This is a genomic window from Streptomyces tirandamycinicus, from assembly GCF_003097515.1.
Taxonomy (GTDB): Bacteria; Actinomycetota; Actinomycetes; order Streptomycetales; family Streptomycetaceae; genus Streptomyces; species Streptomyces tirandamycinicus.
Genome location: NZ_CP029188.1, coordinates 5,258,702 through 5,278,601 on the forward strand (window position 1 = coordinate 5,258,702; position 19,900 = coordinate 5,278,601).

Annotated in this window: 14 protein-coding genes and 1 pseudogene; 12 read left to right on the forward strand and 3 right to left on the reverse strand. The window is 73.9% G+C overall.

The features are described from left to right. Nucleotides 1–35 precede the first annotated feature (35 nt). Both miaB and DDW44_RS23190 read left to right on the forward strand, forming a co-directional pair. Nucleotides 36–1,526, forward strand: coding sequence for a tRNA (N6-isopentenyl adenosine(37)-C2)-methylthiotransferase MiaB (gene miaB / locus DDW44_RS23185; protein WP_018888368.1), 1,491 nt, complete (start codon nucleotides 36–38; stop codon nucleotides 1,524–1,526). Nucleotides 1,527–1,653: 127 nt separating this feature from the next. Continuing rightward, complete coding sequence (locus tag DDW44_RS23190; RefSeq protein ID WP_108907600.1) at nucleotides 1,654–2,370, forward strand: class III extradiol dioxygenase subunit B-like domain-containing protein; 717 nt, start codon at nucleotides 1,654–1,656, stop codon at nucleotides 2,368–2,370. A gap of 232 nt (nucleotides 2,371–2,602) precedes the next feature. Here DDW44_RS23190 and DDW44_RS23195 read toward each other — a convergent pair whose 3' ends face one another. Both DDW44_RS23195 and DDW44_RS23200 read right to left on the reverse strand, forming a co-directional pair. After that, complete coding sequence (locus DDW44_RS23195) at nucleotides 2,603–2,860, reverse strand: antitoxin (RefSeq protein WP_017949411.1); 258 nt, start codon at nucleotides 2,858–2,860, stop codon at nucleotides 2,603–2,605. A 23-nt stretch (nucleotides 2,861–2,883) separates the two neighbouring features. Then, entirely contained in the window at nucleotides 2,884–3,267 is a 384-nt protein-coding gene (locus DDW44_RS23200; protein ID WP_425275657.1) for a hypothetical protein, read from the reverse strand. A gap of 182 nt (nucleotides 3,268–3,449) precedes the next feature. On the opposite strand from DDW44_RS23200, the gene miaA reads away from it, so the two are divergent. The 6 genes and pseudogenes from miaA to hflX all read left to right on the forward strand — a co-directional run bounded on the left by miaA (nucleotide 3,450) and on the right by hflX (nucleotide 11,775). Next, nucleotides 3,450–4,388, forward strand: coding sequence for a tRNA (adenosine(37)-N6)-dimethylallyltransferase MiaA (gene miaA / locus DDW44_RS23205; protein ID WP_017949409.1), 939 nt, complete (start codon nucleotides 3,450–3,452; stop codon nucleotides 4,386–4,388). 105 nt (nucleotides 4,389–4,493) lie between these two features. Next, nucleotides 4,494–4,952: a hypothetical protein gene (locus tag DDW44_RS23210; protein ID WP_108907602.1), complete on the forward strand. Its 459-nt coding sequence runs from the start codon at nucleotides 4,494–4,496 to the stop codon at nucleotides 4,950–4,952. A gap of 61 nt (nucleotides 4,953–5,013) precedes the next feature. Continuing rightward, on the forward strand, nucleotides 5,014–5,910 hold the full coding sequence (gene dapF, locus DDW44_RS23215) for a diaminopimelate epimerase (RefSeq protein ID WP_108907603.1): 897 nt from the start codon (nucleotides 5,014–5,016) through the stop codon (nucleotides 5,908–5,910). Between the two features lie 377 nt (nucleotides 5,911–6,287). Continuing rightward, nucleotides 6,288–8,412 (forward strand): annotated as a pseudogene (locus DDW44_RS23225) (RelA/SpoT family protein). A gap of 124 nt (nucleotides 8,413–8,536) precedes the next feature. Next, complete coding sequence (locus DDW44_RS23230; RefSeq protein ID WP_108907604.1) at nucleotides 8,537–10,024, forward strand: M1 family metallopeptidase; 1,488 nt, start codon at nucleotides 8,537–8,539, stop codon at nucleotides 10,022–10,024. 260 nt (nucleotides 10,025–10,284) lie between these two features. After that, nucleotides 10,285–11,775 carry a GTPase HflX gene (gene hflX, locus DDW44_RS23235; RefSeq protein ID WP_017949404.1) on the forward strand — a complete coding sequence of 497 codons (1,491 nt, stop codon included), beginning with the start codon at nucleotides 10,285–10,287 and terminating at the stop codon, nucleotides 11,773–11,775. Nucleotides 11,776–12,013: 238 nt separating this feature from the next. Here hflX and DDW44_RS23240 read toward each other — a convergent pair whose 3' ends face one another. After that, nucleotides 12,014–13,231, reverse strand: coding sequence for a trypsin-like serine peptidase (locus tag DDW44_RS23240; protein ID WP_208648001.1), 1,218 nt, complete (start codon nucleotides 13,229–13,231; stop codon nucleotides 12,014–12,016). Nucleotides 13,232–13,532: 301 nt separating this feature from the next. Here DDW44_RS23240 and DDW44_RS23245 point away from each other — a divergent pair, with 301 nt between their 5' ends. From DDW44_RS23245 to DDW44_RS23260, 4 genes are all read left to right on the forward strand, one after another. Further along, nucleotides 13,533–14,909: a diaminobutyrate--2-oxoglutarate transaminase family protein gene (locus DDW44_RS23245; RefSeq protein ID WP_108907606.1), complete on the forward strand. Its 1,377-nt coding sequence runs from the start codon at nucleotides 13,533–13,535 to the stop codon at nucleotides 14,907–14,909. A gap of 28 nt (nucleotides 14,910–14,937) precedes the next feature. Continuing rightward, nucleotides 14,938–16,935, forward strand: a complete 1,998-nt coding sequence (locus DDW44_RS23250) for an IucA/IucC family protein (protein WP_108907607.1) — start codon at nucleotides 14,938–14,940, stop codon at nucleotides 16,933–16,935. A 218-nt stretch (nucleotides 16,936–17,153) separates the two neighbouring features. After that, complete coding sequence (locus tag DDW44_RS23255; protein WP_108907608.1) at nucleotides 17,154–17,972, forward strand: GNAT family N-acetyltransferase; 819 nt, start codon at nucleotides 17,154–17,156, stop codon at nucleotides 17,970–17,972. 83 nt (nucleotides 17,973–18,055) lie between these two features. Continuing rightward, on the forward strand, nucleotides 18,056–19,858 hold the full coding sequence (locus DDW44_RS23260; RefSeq protein ID WP_108907609.1) for an IucA/IucC family protein: 1,803 nt from the start codon (nucleotides 18,056–18,058) through the stop codon (nucleotides 19,856–19,858). Nucleotides 19,859–19,900: the final 42 nt, after the last annotated feature.

Consider the following 19,900-nt stretch of genomic DNA (forward strand, 5'->3'; position numbering starts at 1 on the left):
GCGGGCGGCCGTGACCCCGTACCCTGGTGGGCGAGATGAGCGCGAAGACTTACGAGGTGCGCACCTACGGGTGCCAGATGAACGTCCACGACTCCGAACGGCTGTCCGGCCTGCTGGAGGACGCGGGCTATGTCCGGGCGCCCGAGGGCACGGGTGAGGGCGAGGCGGATGTCATCGTCTTCAACACCTGCGCGGTCCGGGAGAACGCCGACAACAGGTTGTACGGCAACCTCGGGCGGCTCGCCCCGATGAAGGCCCGGCGGCCGGGTATGCAGATCGCCGTCGGCGGCTGTCTGGCCCAGAAGGACCGCGACACCATCGTCACGAAGGCGCCGTGGGTCGACGTCGTCTTCGGCACGCACAACATCGGCAAGCTGCCCGTGCTGCTGGAGCGCGCCCGCGTACAGGAAGAGGCGCAGGTCGAGATCGCCGAGTCGCTGGAGGCCTTCCCCTCCACGCTGCCGACGCGCCGCGAGAGCGCGTACGCGGCATGGGTGTCCATCTCCGTCGGGTGCAACAACACCTGCACCTTCTGCATCGTGCCCGCGCTGCGCGGCAAGGAGAAGGACCGCCGCCCCGGCGACATCCTCGCCGAGGTCGAGGCGCTGGTCTCCGAGGGCGTCTCGGAGATCACCCTGCTCGGCCAGAACGTCAACGCGTACGGTTCCGACATCGGAGACCGCGAGGCGTTCTCCAAGCTGCTGCGCGCCTGCGGAAGGGTCGAGGGCCTGGAGCGCGTCCGCTTCACCTCCCCGCACCCGCGCGACTTCACGGACGACGTGATCGCCGCGATGGCCGAGACCCCCAACGTGATGCCGCAGCTGCACATGCCGCTGCAGTCCGGCTCGGACACGGTGCTCAAGGCGATGCGCCGCTCGTACCGGCAGGAGCGCTACCTCGGGATCATCGAGAAGGTCCGCGCGGCGATCCCGCACGCCGCCATCTCCACCGACATCATCGTGGGCTTCCCCGGCGAGACCGAGGAGGACTTCGAGGAGACCCTGCACGTCGTCCGCGAGGCCCGCTTCGCCCAGGCCTTCACCTTCCAGTACTCCAAGCGACCCGGCACCCCGGCCGCCGAGATGGACGGGCAGATCCCGAAGGAGGTCGTCCAGGCGCGCTACGAGCGGCTGGTGGCCCTCCAGGAGGAGATCTCCTGGGAGGAGAACAAGAAGCAGGTCGGCCGGGTCCTGGAGGTGATGGCGGCCGAGGGCGAGGGGCGCAAGGACGGCGCCACGCACCGGCTGTCGGGCCGCGCGCCGGACAACCGCCTGGTGCACTTCACCAAGCCCGCCGAAGAGGTGCGGCCGGGCGACGTCGTGACCGTCGCGATCACGTACGCGGCCCCGCACCATCTGCTGGCCGAGGGCGAGGCGATCTCCGTGCGCCGTACCCGGGCCGGCGACGCCTGGGAGAAGCGGCACGCCGGCCCGCAGCAGCCCGCCGGCGTGATGCTGGGCCTCCCCGCGGTCGGCGTCCCCGCCCCGCTGCCTGCCCCGACGGGCGGCTGCTCGGCGGTGAGCTGACCCGCGACCCGACCCCACCCGAACCCACCCGACCCGCCGGGACCCGGCGCGGCACGGCCGCGACGCCGGCGCGCGTCAGCGCCGGGGCGGCCGGGACCCGCACCGGGCGGCCCCTTAGGCTGCGATCATGCTTGTCGCCGCCGCCATCTGCCCCAGCCCTCCGCTCCTGGTGCCCGATGTGGCCGCCGGCGCCGCACCCGAGCTCGACACGGCCCGGACCGCGTGCGTCGACGCGCTGGGTGTGCTGGCTGCCTCGCGCCCCCAAGTGCTGCTCGTGGTGGGCCCCGCCGGCCCCGGTGAGCTGCCCGGACCCCGTGTCCAGGGGACACCCGGATCCTTCGAGGGCTTCGGCGTGCCCGTCCCGGTGCGCCTGGGTGCCCCCGCGGGGCCCTTGCCGGAGGGGAGGCTGCCCGCGGCACTGGCCGTCGGAGCCTGGCTCCTGGACCGGGCGCGCTGGTCCTGCGCCCCGGTGGAGGGGCTCGCCGTGGACACCGGTCTGCCGGCCGCGACGTGCCTGGAGACCGGGCGCCAGCTCGCCGGGCGGGCCCCGCGGGTCGCGCTGCTCGTCATGGGCGACGGCAGCGCCTGCCGCAGCCGGAAGGCGCCCGGGTATCTGGACGAGCGGGCGGCGCCCTTCGACGCGCAGGCCGCCCGGGCGCTCGGCGCCGCGGATACCGCGGGTCTCGCCTCCCTCGACGAGGCACTGGCCCGCGAGCTCGGGGCGGCCGGCCGCGCACCGTGGCAGGTCCTCGCGGGAGCGGCCGAGGGCGCCCGCCTGAGCGGAAGGCTTCTCTACGAGGACGCCCCGTACGGCGTCGGGTACGTCGTCGCCACCTGGTCCTGACTCCGGGCCGCCCGAGACCGCACTCCGGGCCGCCCGAGACCGCTGTCCGCGTGCCGCGCCGGTGCCGCGTGTCCGAACCCCCTCCGGGACTCACGGACGGGACCCAGGGACGGGACCCATGAACGGGGCCCACGCGCACCGTGCACCGGACGTGGCCGGTGCACGGTGCGCGGCGGCCGTCGGCCGACGGCCGCGGAGCCAGGGGCCCCGCGGCCGTCGGCCGTGCGCACTCTCAGGAAGCCGGTGGCGGGGTGCCTTCGCCGCCCTTCGGGGTGCCGTCGTCCTTGTGGGCGAGGCGGTCCAGGGCCTCCTTGGCCTTGCCGGTACCCGACTCGATCTTGTCGCTGTACTTGCCCTTGGTCCGATGGTCGACCGTCTGTGCGGCCTTGTCCAAACCGTGCTCGATCCTGTGCCCGTGCTGGTGGGCGAGGTCGGAGAACTTCTCCCTGGCGGGGGCGAGCTTGGCCTTCAGCGTGTCCATGATGCCCATGGGTCACCTTCGCTCATCCGGATCTACTGACGGGCGCCTTCACCGGCTTCGTTGTCCGCGGCCTCGTCGACGGACTGCTGCTTGGGGATCTCGACGTGCTCCGCCCCGGGGGACCCGGCGGGGTCCGACGGCCGGGATGCGCCGGCCGCGGGGGCCTCGTCGGCACCGGACCCGGCGCGGTCCTCGGTCTCGCCGCCTTCCTCGCCGCCGCCCGCCGAGCCTGTGGACGCCTCCACCGGCTGCTTCGCGGACGCCTCCACCGGCTGCTTCGCCCGCACGGCGTCCTTGGCGGGTTCCCCGTCGGCGCCACCCTCGGAGCGGGCCGCCGCACAGCCGGTCGCGCGTTCCTCGGCCGGCACCTCCACAGCCGCTTCGGCCTTCCGGCGAAACCTTGCAAAAACGCCCATATTCACTCCATAGCCTAACTCGTGCGGGCGAATTCCCGCGCCGTCGGAGCGGCCCGTCGCTTCGCCCCGGAGGGGCCGGTCCAGCGACCGGCACCCGGAACCTCGCAACAGGCAACGACCCCGCGGGGGCACCGTCACGTAGCTCTTTCGGGGACGGCCGGGTCGTTTGCGAGACTGGGGCGGTGAGAAGCACAGCCCCCGCACCGCGGGTCATCGCCGTCGTCGGCCCCACCGCGGCCGGAAAGTCCGATCTGGGCGTCCACCTGGCCCGGCAGCTCGGCGGCGAGGTCGTCAACGCCGACTCGATGCAGCTGTACCGCGGGATGGACATCGGCACCGCGAAACTGACCGAGGAGGAACGCGGCGGGGTTCCGCACCACCTGCTCGACATCTGGGACGTCACCGAGACGGCGAGCGTCGCCGAGTACCAGCGACTGGCGCGTGCCGAGATCGACCGGCTGCTCGCCGACGGCCGCACCCCCGTCCTCGTCGGCGGATCGGGACTGTACGTGCGCGGCGCGATCGACGCGCTGGAGTTCCCCGGCACCGACCCCGAGGTCCGCGCCCGGCTCGAGACCGAGCTGGACGAGCGCGGCTCGGGGGTGCTGCACGCACGCCTGGCGGTCGCCGACCCGGACGCCGCCCGCGCGATCCTCCCCAGCAACGGACGCCGGATCGTCCGGGCCCTGGAGGTGATCGAGATCACCGGGCGGCCCTTCACCGCCAACCTCCCCGGCCACGACGCCGTGTACGACACCCTGCAGATCGGCGTCGACGTCGCCCGCCCCGAGCTCGACGAGCGCATCGCGCAGCGCGTGGACCGGATGTGGGAGGAGGGTCTCGTCGAGGAGGTGCGGGCCCTGGAGGAGCGGGGGCTGCGTACCGGGCGCACCGCCTCGCGCGCGCTCGGCTACCAGCAGGTGCTCTCGGCGCTCGCGGGGGAGTGCACCGAGGGGGAGGCACGCGCCGAGACCGTGCGCGCCACCAAGCGTTTCGCGCGCCGCCAGGATTCCTGGTTCCGGCGTGATCCACGCGTGCACTGGCTGAGCGGCGCCGCCGCGGACCGCGAGGAACTTCCGGGCCGTGCTCTCTCGTTGGTCGAACGACCGGTTACAGCCTGATCACGTGATGGCATCGGGACGCCACGGCCGTCAATCCCGCGCCTCGGGCCGTGCCATCATCGAGCATCGATCGACTAGTGGTCCGAGTTGGGAGGGCGCGTGGCGATGGAGGCCGGCCCTCGCGACAGAGAACAGCAGGCACAGAACGAACTGAGCCGTCTGAGTCCAGACGGCCCGGACGAGGCCGCGGACCTGCTCGCGGGCGGCTCGGGCGCCGACGACGCGGTCGAGGTCGAGGTGGAGCTGCGTCCGCCGCGGCGGCTCAGGATCTGGCAGCTCGCGCCCATCGTGGGTCTCGCCGCCGTCGGCTCGCTGATGTTCGCGTTCCCGCTCGCGTTCGGCTCCGGGGACGGCGGCGCGGTGGTCGCCATGCTCGGCCTCCTGATCAGCTGCTGCGCCGCCGGCTGGGGCATGATGGCCGCCCGCCGGGTCGGCCACACCTGGCCGGGACTGCCCGAGCGGACCTCCGGTGACCGCCCGGACTGGCGCGTGATCGCCCTGTACGTCGTGGTGGCGGCGGTCCTCGTCACCCTCGCCGTGTGGCGTGTGGCCCGGCTCCGCTGAGTGCCCGGGGGCCCCTGGCCCGGTTCCGCCGGGCGCCGGGGAGGCCCCGTACGATGGTCCGGTGACCAGCGACGCGTCCCCCTCCGCCCCACCGCTCCCGCCGATCGCCTTCCTCAAGGGCCACGGGACCGAGAACGACTTCGTGATCGTTCCGGACCCGGGCAACGAGCTCCGGCTGCCGGCGTCCGCGGTCGCCGCGCTCTGCGACCGCCGGGCGGGCATCGGAGGCGACGGGCTGCTGCACGTGGTGCGCTCCGCCGCGCATCCCGAGGCGCGCTCCCTGGCCGGCGAGGCCGAGTGGTTCATGGACTACCGCAACGCCGACGGTTCGATCGCCGAGATGTGCGGCAACGGAGTGCGGGTCTTCGCCCGCTACCTGCAGCGCGCGGGCCTCGTCGGCGCGGGTGATCTCGCGGTGGTCACACGCGGCGGCGTCAAGCGGGTGCACATCGACAAGGACGGCGGCGACATCACCGTCGCCATGGGCCGGGCCCTGCTCCCCGAGGAGGGCGTCACCGTCACCGTCGACGGCCGCAGCTGGCCCGCCCGCAACGTGAACATGGGCAATCCGCACGCGGTCGCGTTCGTCGAGGACCTCGACCACGCGGGCGGCCTGTTCACCGCCCCGCCGTTCGCCCCGGCCTCGGTGTACCCGGACGGGGTGAACGTCGAGTTCGCCGTCGACCGCGGCCCGCGCCACCTCGCCGTGCGGGTGCACGAGCGCGGCTCCGGCGAGACCCGCTCGTGCGGCACCGGCGCCTGCGCCGTCGCCGTCGCGGCGGCGCGCAGGGACGGTGCGGACCCGGCCGTGACCGGTTCCCCCGTGACCTACCTGGTGGACCTCCCGGGCGGCCGGCTGGCCGTCACCGAGCATCCGGACGGCGAGATCGAGATGACCGGTCCCGCGGTCATCGTCGCCGAGGGCCGCATCGACCCCGCCTGGCTCGCGGCCCTCTGACCCGCGTTCAGCCCGCGACCCGCGACCCGCGACCCGGGCGCGCGCCCGTGCGCTTGCGTGCTCCTCGGCGCGGGCGCGCCCGTACGTGCACGGCCCTCGCTGGTCAGCGCTCGTCCGCCCCCGCGTTGTTCCGCCTGCCGGCGCCCGCCGGCGCTCTCCTGCGCCCGTCAGCGCTCTCCGGGGCTCTCCGGGGCTCTCCGGCACCTTCCGCTCCGGCCCGGGAACGGCCGTCGCCGGAAGCGTCGCTCGAATGGGTGATCCGATTCACGCTGAGCGAGAGGTGAACTCGGCCGCGTGGTGGGCTCGGTAGCATCAAGCACCGGCAGGGAGGGCACCCCTGCTCACCCACCGCCGGTCGACGCTGCCGGAGGTGCCCCATGAGTGCAGAGGCCACCAACCCTGGTGCTCCCAGCCGCCGACGCGCCCGTGCCAGGCTCGACCTCCGTCGGCTGGGCCGAGCCGCGCTGCTCGGTCCCGCACCACGGGGCCGGGTCCCGGACGCCATCGGCCATGTCGCCGAGGCGCATCGCGCCCACCATCCCGACGCCGACCTGGCCATCCTGCGCAGGGCGTACCTCCTCGCCGAGTCCTCGCACCGCGGCCAGTTCCGCAAGAGCGGGGAGCCGTACATCACGCACCCGCTCGCCGTGACCCTGATCCTCGCCGAACTCGGCGCGGAGACCGTGACGTTGACCGCCTCGCTGCTCCACGACACCGTCGAGGACACCGAGGTGACCCTCGACCAGGTCCGTGAGGAGTTCGGCGAGGAGGTCTGCTACCTCGTCGACGGAGTGACCAAACTGGAGAAGGTCGACTACGGCGCAGCCGCCGAGCCCGAGACCTTCCGCAAGATGCTCGTCGCCACCGGCAACGACGTCCGGGTCATGTCCATCAAGCTCGCGGACCGGCTGCACAACATGCGCACCCTCGGCGTGATGCGCCCCGAGAAGCAGGAGCGCATCGCCAAGGTCACCCGCGACGTGCTGATCCCGCTCGCCGAGCGGCTCGGCGTCCAGGCGCTCAAGACCGAACTGGAGGACCTGGTCTTCGCGATCCTCCACCCGGAGGAGTACGAACGCACCCGCGCGCTCATCGCGGAGAACGCCGACGCCGTCGACGCCCTGGCCGCCGTCGCCGAGAAGGTCAGAGCCGTCCTGCGGGACGCGGGCATCCAGGCCGAAGTCCTCGTCCGGCCGCGCCACTTCGTCTCCGTGCACCGGGTACGGCTCAAGCGCGGCGACCTGTCCGGCACGGACTTCGGCCGCCTCCTCGTCCTGGTCGGCGAGGACGCCGACTGCTACGCCGTCCTCGGCGAACTGCACACCTGCTTCACGCCGTTGATCTCCGAGTTCAAGGACTTCATCGCCGCCCCCAAGTTCAACCTGTACCAGTCGCTGCACACGGCAGTCGCGGGAACCGACGGCGCCGTGGCCGAAGTCCTCATCCGCACCCACCAGATGCACCGGGTCGCCGAGGCCGGCGTCGTCGCCCTCGGCAACCCGTCCACGGCGGACACCTCGGACGGGGCCGGTGCCCCCGGGGCGGACGACGCCTGCGCCGGGGCCGACGGCGAGCGGGCGGACCCCACCAGGCCGGGCTGGCTCTCCCGGCTCCTGGACTGGCAGGAGTCGGCCCCCGACACCGACACCTTCTGGACCTCGCTGCAGGCGGACCTGGCCGAGGACCGCGAGATCACCGTCTTCCGCGCCGACGGCGGCACCCTCGGGCTGCCCGCCGGAGCGAGCTGTGTGGACGCCGCCTACGCCCAGTACGGCGAGGCGGCGCACGCCTGTGTCGGGGCCCGGGTCAACGGGCGGCTCGCCGCGCTCGCCACCCGGCTGGGCGACGGCGACACGGTCGAGCCGCTGCTCGCCCAGGACGCGGCCTCCGGACCCTCGCCGGAGTGGCTCCAGCACGCCCGTACCCCGGCGGCCCGTATCGCGATCACCGGCTGGCTCGCCGAGCACCCCGAGGCCGCCAAGCCAGGCCCGCGCCCCGCGCGGCCGCCTGCGGCTCGCGCGCCTCCGCGGCGGTCGGCGGGCGGGCGCGGACGCCGTGGCCGAGGCGCCCGGACTCCCGGGCGCCACCGTCCGGCTCGCCGGGTGCTGCACCCCGGTGCCGCCCGACGCGGTGACGGGGTTCCCGGTCCGCGGTGGCGCGGTCACCGTGCACCGCGGCGAGTGCCCGGGCGTGTCCCGGATGCGTGCCATGGGGCGGGAACCCGTCGAGGTGCGCTGGGGCCGGGCGGCGGAGTGCCGCGTCACGCTGGTCGCCGAGGCGTTCGGCAGGCCCCGCCTCCTCGCCGATCTCACCGAGGCCATCGCGACGGCGGGGGCGGCGGTCGTCTCCGCCATCGTCGAACCGCCGAGCGAGCAGCGCGTGCGGCACACGTACACGCTCCGGCTCCAGGACGCCGCCGGGCTTCCCGCGCTGATGCGCGCGATGCGTGATGTGGCGGGGGTGTACGACGTGAGCCGCGCCCGGCACCCGGCCCTGCCCTGAGCGGGCCGCCGCCGGCCCGTACGCGACCGGGCGCGAGCGCTCCCGCCCGGCCGCCTGACGCCGTTCGGGTGTGCGCGGAGCGAGCCGTCACGCTCCGGGTTCCCCGCGCTGGTAGCGGTGAGGCATGCTCCTCACCTCACGACGCCTGCGGGCCGCGTCGCTCGCCGCCGCCTCGGCCGCGCTGGTCGCCGCCGTACTGCCCGGCCCGGAACCGCTGGGAATCGGGGATCCGCTGTTCCCTCACCTGGGCAACCCCGGGTACGACGTCCTCACCTACGACATCGCCTTCACCTACCGGGGCGCCAACACCAAGCCGCTGGACGCCGTCACGAAGATCGACGCACGGGCCACCTCGCGCCTGGAGCGCATCAACCTCGACTTCACCAGCGGCACCGTGAGGGCGGTGGAGGTGAACGGGGGCAGTGCCGCCTTCACGACCGCCGGCGAGGACCTGGTGATCACCCCGCGGGAGACCGTGGACGCCGGCACCCCGCTCGCCATCACCGTCACCCACACCAGCGACCCGAAGGGCGGGGAGGCCGGCGGGTGGGTGCGCACCGCCGACGGCCTGGCGATGGCCAACCAGGCCGACGCCGCCCACCGCGTCTTCCCCTGCAACGACCACCCCGCCGACAAGGCGCACTTCACCTTCCGCGTCACCGCCCCCGCGGGGCTGACCGCCGTGGCCAACGGCCTCCCGGTCCCGGCCGCCGGGGACGGCGGCGCCACGTCCGCCACCAGGACCTGGGTGTACCGCACCCGCCACCCCATGGCGACCGAGCTGGCCCAGGTCAGCATCGGCAGGTCCGCCGTGGTCCACCGCGAGGGCCCGCACGGCCTGCCCCTGCGGGACGTCGTCCCCGCGGGGCAGGCCGTGCGGCTCGAGCCCTGGCTCAAGAAGACGCCCGCGCACATCACCTGGATGGAGAACAAGGTCGGGCGCTACCCGCTCGAGACGTACGGCGTGCTCCTGGCACAGGCCGAGACCGGCTTCGCGCTGGAGACCCAGACCCTTTCGCTCTTCGCGATGTCGATGTTCACCGGCGACCGGCACCCGAAGTGGTACGTCGAGTCCGTCATGGTGCACGAGCTCGCCCACCAGTGGTTCGGCAACAGCGTCTCGCCCCGCACCTGGTCGGACCTCTGGCTCAACGAGGGGCACGCCACCTGGTACGGCTTGCTGTACGCGGACGAGCACGCCGCGCAGCCGCTCGAGGACCGGATGCGCGAGGCGTACGCGCAGTCCGACCGCTGGCGCGCCGCCGGCGGACCGCCCGCCGCCCCCAAGCCCGCGGACCCCGGCCGGCAGCTCGGCCTGTTCCGGCCCATCGTGTACGACGGCAGCGCGCTGGTCCTCTACGCGCTGCGCGAGGAGATCGGGAAGGACGCGTTCGAAACGCTGGAGCGGACCTGGGTCGCCGAGCACCGGGACGGCACGGCGACGACGGCCGACTTCACCGCCCTGGCACAGCGGATCTCCGGCCGCGACCTGACCGGGTTCTTCCAGGGCTGGCTCTACGGGGCGACGACGCCGAAGATGCCGGGACACCCGGACTGGCGCAGCGAACCTCCCTTGGAGCGGGGGCCCGCAGCCCCGGCCGAGGAGCACTGACCCTCCGGCCGCGGAGGCCCGGCAGCCCTGGCGAGGGCGGCGAAACCGGGGTGACGGCCGCGGCGGCGCCGTGGGACCATCGACAGGTCGGCGGCGCCGCCGCCGGGCCGGTCCTCCGAAAGGCGGACGGGCCCGCACCGGCGCGTCCGCCCGGGCGCGGCACACCGGGAATGTTCCGGGACCGTGACGCGTTGTGACTACCGTGGAAGCATGCCGGGTGCATGCGTTCCGCATCGGCTCTCCATCGACGTAAGGATCCAATGACCTCCTCTTCATCCACTTCCCAGGACGCGCAGAGCTTCGCGGAGACCACCCGCACCGAGAGCCTCCGGGCCGATGCCCTGATGGAAGAGGACGTCGCCTGGAGCCACGAGATCGACGGAGAGCGGGACGGCGATCAGCTCGACCGCTCCGACCGCGCCGCGCTGCGGCGTGTGGCGGGCCTCTCCACCGAGCTCGAGGACGTCACGGAGGTCGAGTACCGGCAGCTGCGCCTCGAGCGCGTCGTGCTCGTCGGCGTGTGGACCTCCGGGACCGTCCAGGACGCGGAGAACTCCCTCGCCGAGCTCGCGGCCCTCGCCGAGACGGCGGGAGCCCTCGTACTCGACGGCGTGATCCAGCGCCGCGACAAGCCGGACCCGGCGACGTACATCGGCTCCGGCAAGGCGAACGAGCTGCGCGACATCGTGCTCGACAGCGGAGCCGACACCGTGGTCTGCGACGGTGAGCTCAGCCCGGGCCAGCTGATCCACCTCGAGGACATCGCCAAGGTCAAGGTGGTCGACCGGACCGCCCTGATCCTCGACATCTTCGCGCAGCACGCCAAGTCCCGGGAGGGCAAGGCGCAGGTGGCCCTGGCGCAGATGCAGTACATGCTTCCCCGGCTGCGCGGCTGGGGCCAGTCGCTGTCCCGGCAGATGGGCGGCGGCAGCGGCGGCATGGCCACCCGCGGCCCCGGTGAGACCAAGATCGAGACGGACCGGCGCCGGATCCGCGAGAAGATGGCGAAGATGCGCCGGGAGATCGCGGAGATGAAGACCGGCCGCGAGATCAAGCGGCAGGAACGCAAGCGGCACCGGGTCCCGTCGGTGGCGATCGCCGGCTACACCAACGCGGGCAAGTCCTCGCTGCTCAACCGCCTCACCGGCGCCGGTGTCCTGGTGGAGAACGCGCTGTTCGCCACCCTGGACCCGACCGTGCGGCGGGCCGAGACGCCCAGCGGCAGGCTCTACACGCTGGCCGACACCGTCGGCTTCGTCCGGCACCTGCCGCACCACCTCGTCGAGGCGTTCCGCTCCACCATGGAGGAGGTCGGCCAGTCCGACCTCATCCTGCACGTGGTCGACGGGTCGCACCCCGCGCCGGAGGAGCAACTGGCCGCCGTGCGCGAGGTGATCCGGGACGTCGGCGCGGTGGACGTGCCCGAGATCGTCGTGATCAACAAGGCGGACGCGGCCGATCCGCTGGTGCTGCAGCGCCTGCTGCGCATCGAGCGGCGCGCCATCGCCGTCTCGGCCCGTACCGGCTCGGGGATCGATGAACTCCTCGAGGTCATCGACGCCGAACTGCCCCGCCCGCAGGTCGAGATCGAGGTCCTGCTGCCGTACACGCAGGGAGCGCTCGTCTCGCGGGTCCACGCCGACGGTGAGGTGCTGTCGGAGGAGCACACCCTCGAGGGCACCCTGCTCAGGGCCCGGGTTCACGAGGAACTCGCGGCCGCGCTGGGGCCGTACGTACCGGCGGCACGCTGAGTCCTCCGCGACCGGCGCCGTACGGCCGCGGTGCCGGCAGTGGTGCCGTACGACCGCGGGCAGTGGCGCCGTACGACCGCGACGCGGGCGGTCGGCACCGTGCGGCCGCCGCGCCGCGGCAGGGCACGCCCCCTGGCACGGGGTGCGGCGCCCGCCACCAGCAGGACCCGGACACGAGCCACGGGCCCTTCCGGCACCGCGCCGGAAGGGCCCGTGGCGTCCGCTGCCCGCGGCGGGGCTACCGGCCCGCGAACTTCCTGCTGACGGCGTCGTAGACGCCCTCGGCCTCCTCGCCGAGACGCGGTCCGGCGAGCCAGCCCGCCGACACCGGTCCGATCGAGGTGTTGGAGACCAGCGCCGGCCTGCCGTCCCTGCCGGCCGCGACCCAGCCGCCACCGGACGAACCACCGGTCATGGTGCAGCCGATGCGGTACATGGTCGGTTCCTCCGCCTTCAGCGACAGCCGCCCCGGCTTGTCCTCGCACTGGAACATCCGCTCGCCGTCGAACGGCGGCGCCGCCGGGAAGCCGGTCGCCTTCATGCTGCCGATCCTCGACACGGCCGGAGCCTCGAAGTCGACCGGAAGCGCCGAACCGACCGTCTCCTCCAGGGACTTGCCGGAACCGCCCTTCTCGGGCGTCACATGGATCACGGCGAAGTCGTACGCCGCGCCCCGGCCGCCCGTCGCGGCGCCCTGCGAGATCCACTGCTCGGACGTCTGCGCCCAGTCGCCCCACCACACGCCGTAGGGGGCCACCTCCTCCTTCGAGTCCCCCTCGGTGGAGGTGCCGCCGCTGTTGTTGTAGGACGGCACGAAGGCGATGTTGCGGTACCAGCCGCCCTCCTTGCCCGCGTGGACGCAGTGTCCGGCGGTCCACACCAGGTTGGACCTGCCGGGGTTGGCCGGGTCCTCCACCACGGTCGCGGAGCAGACCATCGAGCCCTTGGGGCCGTCGAAGAAGACCTTCCCGGCCTCGGGGGCGCTGCCGTGGTAGGGCGCGGCCACCGCCGTGGCCTCGACCGGCCGGGGCGCCGGGTCGGTGACACCCTCCTCACCGGAGATGTCCTCCTCCGTGACCGGCTCGTCGGGCTCCTCGGCCTCCCGCATCCGGTCCGGGTTCCAGAGGTCCTCGATGATGGGGTTGACGAAGTCCTTGGCCTCGCGGAGCCAGGTCTCCCGGTCCCAGTCCTTCCACTCCCCGTCGCGCCACTTGTCCAGGTCTATCCCGTGCTCCTTGAGCCGGTCCTTGAGATCGTCCGGAATGGTGATCTTCCCGTCGGCCGTGCCGCCGGCCGCCGCCGGGGCGCTCGGCCCGTCCGCCGCACCGTTCTCACCGGAGCCGCAGGCCGTCGCCGTCAGCGTGAGCACGGCGGCCAGCGCGGCCGCCGCGAGCACCGGCCGGCGAGCGGCGTTCCCCCCGCGGCGTGTCGCGAAGGTCGGGCGGTTGGGTCGCATGTGGTGATCCCCCTGGGACTTCGTCAGGTGCGGGCGAACGGAACGAGATTGACCGCGCACGGTCCGGCGGCGCCGCCGGTGCCGCGATGCGGCCCCCACTATGCCGGTGCCGGTGGGGGCGGCGAGCGGCAGGGCCGTGGTTCCCGGGTCCAAGGATCTTCCGGAATGACCGTGATCCGCCGCTTCCGGAGTCGTTGGTACGGACGGGGGACGCGGGTTCCAGCGTCCACCGTCGTGCCGGTGCCGGTCGACCGCCGTACCGAGGTGCGACACAACCGTGACAGTCGGAGGACGAACAGCCGTGGCCGTGACCGAACCCGCTCCGCCGGCACAGCCCCTCGCGCACGAAGGCATCCTGCGCCGCCAGTCGCTCCGTGAGTCCGCGGCGCGGACCTACGCCCGCTCGCTGCCCATCGTCCCGGTGCGCGCCAGGGGGCTGACGATCGAGGGGGCGGACGGGCGGCGGTATCTCGACTGCCTCTCGGGCGCCGGGACCCTCGCCCTCGGCCACAACCACCCCGTGGTCCTGGAAGCGATCAAGAAGGTGCTCGCCTCCGGAGCGCCGCTGCACGTCCTCGACCTCGCCACCCCGGTCAAGGACGCCTTCACCACCGAACTGTTCGCCACCCTGCCGCGGCCGCTCGCCGACGACGCCCGCATCCAGTTCTGCGGGCCGGCCGGCACGGACGCCGTCGAGGCCGCCCTCAAACTGGTGCGCACCGCGACGGGCCGCACCGGGCTCCTGGCGTTCACCGGCGCCTACCACGGCATGACGGCCGGGGCGCTGGACGCCTCGGGGGGCGCCGCCGACGTCCGGGTGACGCGGCTGCCCTTTCCGCAGAACTACCGCTGCCCCTTCGGGGTCGGCGGTGAACGCGGTGCCGAGCTCGCCGCCCGCTGGACCGAGAACCTGCTGGACGACCCCAAGGGGGGCGTCCCCACACCCGCCGGCATGATCCTCGAACCGGTGCAGGGCGAGGGCGGTGTCATCCCCGCCCCCGACGGCTGGCTGCGGCGGATGCGGGAGCTCACCGCGGCCCGTTCCATCCCGCTGATCGCCGACGAGGTGCAGACCGGGGTGGGCCGCACCGGGGCCTTCTGGGCGGTCGAGCACAGCGGGATCGTCCCCGACGTGATGGTGCTGTCCAAGGCCATCGGCGGCTCCCTCCCACTCGCCGTGATCGTCTACCGCGCCGACCTGGACGTCTGGCGGCCCGGCGCCCACGCCGGCACGTTCCGGGGCAACCAGCTCGCCATGGCGGCCGGCGCGGCCACCCTGGCCTTCGTACGGGAGAACCGGCTCGCGGACCGGGCCGCCACTCTCGGCGCGCGCATGCTGGGGCGGCTCCAGGGGCTCGCCGCGACCCACCGCTGTGTCGGCGACGTACGCGGCCGAGGGCTGATGATCGGCGTCGAGCTGGTCCGCCCCGACATGGGCGACCCGCAGGCCGACGTCCCGCCGGCCGACCCCGTCCTGGCCGCTGCCGTGCAGCGGGAGTGCCTGCGCCGCGGGCTCATCGTCGAACTCGGCGGACGCCACTCCGGGGTCGTCCGTCTGCTGCCTCCCCTCACGCTCACCGACGAGCAGGCCGAGGCGGTCCTCGACCGCTTCGCCGACTCCCTGGAAGCGGCCGTGCGCGCACCGCACCGCCGCAACGACACCGGACCGTCCCTGTGATCCCGGACGACACCTCAAGGAAGTCCCCGTGAACCCCACCCCCGCTGCCGGCACCCCAGAACCCGACCGCCGCCCCACCGCGGGCCACCACCCGGGGCGGAACGGCACGACGGCCGCCCCCGCCGCGGCCGGGCCCGCGACGGTACCGCGGCAGTCGCCGGGGTCGGCCGGCGACCAGCGCGGCGGTTCCGCGGCCGGGACGGCCGCGGAACGGGCGGCAGCGCCCACCGCGACTCCGCAGGGAGCCGCGGCGGACCCGCTCGACCACCCCGACCCGCTGGTGGCCGCCGACGCCGGCACCGTGGAGAACCTGCTGCGCTGCTGGGTCCGGGAGAACGACCTCCCGAAGCCCGCCGGGGACCTCCTGCGCATCCCGCTCCGCGCCAGCGGCACCGCCCTGCTGGTGCCGGTCCTGCACTGGTCCCCCGCCGGCTGGCACCGCTTCGGCCCGCCCGTGCTGGAGGGTGCGCCGGCGGACGCGCCGCCCGCCGACGCCGTCACCGTCGCGGTCCTCCTCACCCGCGAGCCGGGCGGTCACCACGCCGCCTCCGGTCCCGGCGGTCCGGTACGGGGAGAGGGTGAGGGGCGCCGGACCGAAGCGGCCGACCTCGCCGGACGCGTCGCGGACTCCGTCATCCGTACCGCCGGCTTCATCGACGACCGCCGGCGGCACCCCGGCCCCCGGCACGGCGCCGACCTCTTCCTGAACGCCGAGCAGTCACTGGTCCTGGGGCATCCACTGCACCCCACTCCCAAGAGCCGGGAGGGGCTCTCCGACGCCGAAGCCCGGCTCTACTCACCGGAGCTGCACGGTTCCTTCCCCCTCCACTGGCTCGCCGTGGACCGGTCCGTACTGGCCGCCGACTCGGCCTGGACGGAGGAAGGCCGCGCGGTGCCAGCCGAGCGGATCACCTCCCGGCTGGCGGGCGACCTGCCCCTCCCTCCGGGCACCGCCGCCCTGCCGCTGCACCCCTGGCAGGCCCGCGAGGTGATCCACCGGCCGGACGTCGCGGCGCTCCTCGACTCCGGCCTGCTCCACGACCTCGGCCCCGCCGGTGAACCCTGGCATCCCACCTCCTCCGTCCGCACCGTCCACCGGTCCGGCGCGCCGGCCATGCTCAAGCTCTCCCTCGGCCTGCGCATCACCAACTCCCGCCGTGAGAACCTCCGCAAGGAACTCCACCGCGGGGTCGAGGTGCACCGCCTTCTCCGCAGCGGCCTGAGCACGCAGTGGCGGACCGCGCACCCCCGCTTCGACATCGTCCGCGACCCGGCATGGCTCGCCGTGGACACCCCGGACGGAGCGCCGCTGCCCGGACTCGACGTCATGATCCGGCACAACCCGTTCGGCGCCGGGGACGACGCCGTCTGCCTCGCGGGCCTCACCGCCCCCCGGCCCTGGCCGGGCCGGACGGGCACCCACTCCCGTCTCGCCGAGGTCATCGGCGCGCTCTCCACCAGGACGGGCCGCCCCGCCGGTGCCGTCGCCGCCGAGTGGTTCCTGCGCTACCTCGACCAGGTCGTGCGCCCGGTGCTCTGGCTGGACGCCACCGCGGGTGTCGCCCTCGAAGCCCACCAGCAGAACACCCTGGTGATCCTCGACCCCCACGGCTGGCCCGCCGGCGGCCGCTACCGCGACAACCAGGGGTACTACTTCCGGGAGTCGCGCCGTGCCGAGCTCGACCGCCGGCTTCCGGGCATCGGCGCCCTCAGCGACACCTTCGTGGACGACGCCGTCACGGACGAACGCTTCGCCTACTACCTCGGCATCAACAACGTCCTCGGTCTGATCGGCGCCTTCGGATCCCAGCGGCTCGCCGACGAGCGGGTGCTCATCGCCGGCTTCCGCCGCTTCCTCGACGCCGTCCGCCACCTCGGCTCGCCGCTGCCGGCGCAGCTCCTGGACAGCCCGACCCTGCGCTGCAAGGCGAACCTGCTCACCCGCCTCCACGGCCTCGACGAACTGGTCGGCCCGGTCGACACCCAGTCCGTCTACGTCACCATCGCCAACCCCCTGCATCCCTGAGGGAACTCCCGCCCGGCACCCGCCTCCGAGGAGGGCGTGCGTCTCCGAAGGGCGTTCCGTCCCCGGAAGGCGTGCCGTCCCCGGAGGGCGCCGCCTGCGAAGGGCACCGTCCTCGCAGGCGCCGACCGCGAAGGGCATCCGCCACCCGAGGAGGCCGGCCGCCGGGACCGGCACCACCGACGACCGGCCCGTCCGAACTGCTGAGAGGAGAGCGCCACATGTCGCCCACCGGAGCGAGCGCCGAACCGGACGGCCCGGACACCCCCGCCGGCGGGGACGGCGTGGAGGACACCCTCGAACTGCGGTTGCCCGGCGAATTCGTGGCGCTCTTCGGGCACGACCGGGACTCCCGCGAACCGGCACCGGCCGACCGGGAACCGGCATCGGCCGACCGGGAACCGCCGGGCGCCACGCCCGGCGACGCTTCCGAGGGAGAGAACCCCGGCCACGGGCCGTTCCCCGGCGAGGACCTGCTCGACGCCCTCCCCGAGTGGGGCGCGGTCGCCACCCCCATCGGCTCCTTCCAGCTCGTGCCCGTCCGGATCGAACGCGATCTGCCACTCATCAGCCGATGGATGAACGACCCCGCCGTCGCGGCCTTCTGGGAGCTGGCCGGACCCGAGTCCGTCACCGAACACCATCTCGGCAGCCAGCTGGCGGGGGACGGCCGCAGCGTCCCCTGCCTCGGCGTCCTCGACGGCGTACCGACGGGCTACTTCGAGATCTACCGCGCCGACCTCGACCCGCTCGCGCGGCACTACCCCGCCCGGCCCCACGACACCGGCATCCACCTCCTCATCGGGGGCGTCGCCGACCGGGGCCGCGGCGTCGGCACGGCCCTGCTCCGGGCCACGGCCGACCACGTACTCGACCGCCGCCCCCACTGCGCACGTGTCGTCGCCGAACCCGACCTGCGCAACACCCCCTCCGTCGCCGCCTTCCTCAGCGCCGGCTTCCGCTTCTCCGCGGAGGTCGACCTCCCCGGCAAGCGGGCCGCGCTCATGGTCCGCGACCGGGCGCTGAGCAAGGTGCTGTGAACGACCCGCCGCACGCCGCCGACCGCCCTACAGACCGCTCGCAAGACCGCCCGAACCGCATCGGTTCCATCCGAGGAGCCCCCGTGCCGAATTCCCCCGCCGCCCCAGACTCCGCCGAGCCGTACGCCCTGCTCGCGCCCGCCGAGCTCACTCCGGAGACCTGGCAGCGGGCGTCCTCCCGCCTGCTCGCCAAGATGCTCGGCGAGTTCGCCTACGAAGAGATCATCGAGCCGGTGCCCCAGGGGCACGACGACGGCTACACGCTCCGCCTCGACGACGGGCAGAACCTCACCTTCCGCGCCCGGCGCGGCGCGTACGGCGGCTGGCGGGTGGTACCCGGCTCCGTCCGGTGCGACGGGTCCCCGTTCTGCGATCCGCTCCGGTTCCTGGCCGAGGCCCGCCATATCCTCGCACTCGACGGCGCCACGCTCGGCCACCTCGTACGCGAACTGAGCACCACCCTGGCCGCCGACTGCAGGCTCGACAGCACCGCGCTCCCCGCCGCACGGCTCGCCGACCTCGACTACGCCGCCCTGGAAGGCCACCAGACCGGTCACCCCTGGCTCGTCCTCAACAAGGGCCGCCTCGGCTTCTCGGCACGCGACACCGCCCGCTGGGCCCCTGAGGCACGCACCCCGGCGCGGCTGCCCTGGATCGCCGTCCGTACCGGCCTCGCCGCCTACCGGGGCGTTTCGGGTCTCGACACGCCCGAGCGCCTCTACGCCGCGGAACTCGACGCACCGGTCCGTGACGCCTTCTCGGCCGCGCTGCGGGACCGCGGCCACGACCCTGCCGGATTCCTCTTCCTGCCCGTGCACCCCTGGCAGTGGGACCAGGTGCTGCTGCCCCTCTACGCCCCCTCGATCGCCCGCGGTGAGATCGTCCCGCTCACCACGGACGGCGACCTGCGGCTGCCCCAGCAGTCCATCCGCACCTTCCTCAACACCAGCCGGCCCGACCGCCACACCGTGAAGCTCCCCCTGTCCGTACTCAACACCCTCGTCTGGCGCGGGCTGCCCACCGAACGCACGCTCGCCGCACCCGCCGTCACCGCATGGGTGCACGGTGTGCGCGACGCCGACCCCTTCCTCCGCGACGAGTGCCGGGTGGTCCTGCTGGGGGAGGTCGCCTCGGTCACCGTCGAGCACCCGCACTACGACCGGCTGCCCGAAGTGCCCTACCAGTACCGGGAACTGCTCGGGGCCATCTGGCGTGAGCCCCTGCGGCTGCCCGCGGGAGAGCGCGCCCGCACCCTCGCCTCGCTCCTGCACACCGACCCCGCGGGGCGCGCCTTCACGGCCGAGCTGGTCGAACGCTCCGGACTTCCGGCGGCCGCATGGCTGCGCCACCTCTTCGCGGCCCTGCTCCCGCCCCTGCTGCACTTCCTGTACCGCTACGGCACGGTGTTCTCGCCGCACGGGGAGAACGCGATCGTCGTCTTCGACGACCACGACGTGCCCGTACGTCTCGCGATCAAGGACTTCGTCGACGACGTGAACGTCTGCGCCAGGCCGCTGCCGGAACTGGCCGCCATGCCCGGGGACGTGCGCGCGGTCCTGCTCACCGAGGAGCCCGCGTTCCTCACCCAGTTCATCCACTCCGGGCTCTTCGTCGGGGTGTTCCGCTATCTCGCCCCGCTCTGCGAGGAGCAGCTGGGGCTCCCCGAGGACCGGTTCTGGTCGCTGGTCCGCGCGGAGATCCTGCGCCACCAGTCCCGCTTCCCCGAGCTCAAGGACCGCTTCGAGCTGTTCGACCTGCTTACTCCGCGGATCGAGCGCCTCTGCCTGAACCGGAACCGGCTCCACCTCGACGGCTACCGCGACCGCTCCGAGCGCCCGCATGCCGCCGTCCACGGCACGGTCCGCAACCCCCTGAGCACGTTATGACACCGGGTGCCGGCCGGAACCGGATCGCGTTGTCGGCGGCGC

What these genes read in the sequence shown, in the direction of transcription:
- miaB (WP_018888368.1), top strand. Translation starts at nt 36, where the DNA reads ATGAGCGCGAAGACTTACGAGGTGCGCACCTACGGGTGCCAGATGAAC.
- DDW44_RS23190 (WP_108907600.1), top strand. Translation starts at nt 1,654, where the DNA reads ATGCTTGTCGCCGCCGCCATCTGCCCCAGCCCTCCGCTCCTGGTGCCC.
- DDW44_RS23195 (WP_017949411.1), bottom strand. Translation starts at nt 2,860, where the DNA reads ATGGGCATCATGGACACGCTGAAGGCCAAGCTCGCCCCCGCCAGGGAG.
- DDW44_RS23200 (WP_425275657.1), bottom strand. Translation starts at nt 3,267, where the DNA reads ATGGGCGTTTTTGCAAGGTTTCGCCGGAAGGCCGAAGCGGCTGTGGAG.
- DDW44_RS23210 (WP_108907602.1), top strand. Translation starts at nt 4,494, where the DNA reads ATGGAGGCCGGCCCTCGCGACAGAGAACAGCAGGCACAGAACGAACTG.
- DDW44_RS23230 (WP_108907604.1), top strand. Translation starts at nt 8,537, where the DNA reads ATGCTCCTCACCTCACGACGCCTGCGGGCCGCGTCGCTCGCCGCCGCC.
- hflX (WP_017949404.1), top strand. Translation starts at nt 10,285, where the DNA reads ATGACCTCCTCTTCATCCACTTCCCAGGACGCGCAGAGCTTCGCGGAG.
- DDW44_RS23240 (WP_208648001.1), bottom strand. Translation starts at nt 13,231, where the DNA reads ATGCGACCCAACCGCCCGACCTTCGCGACACGCCGCGGGGGGAACGCC.
- DDW44_RS23255 (WP_108907608.1), top strand. Translation starts at nt 17,154, where the DNA reads ATGTCGCCCACCGGAGCGAGCGCCGAACCGGACGGCCCGGACACCCCC.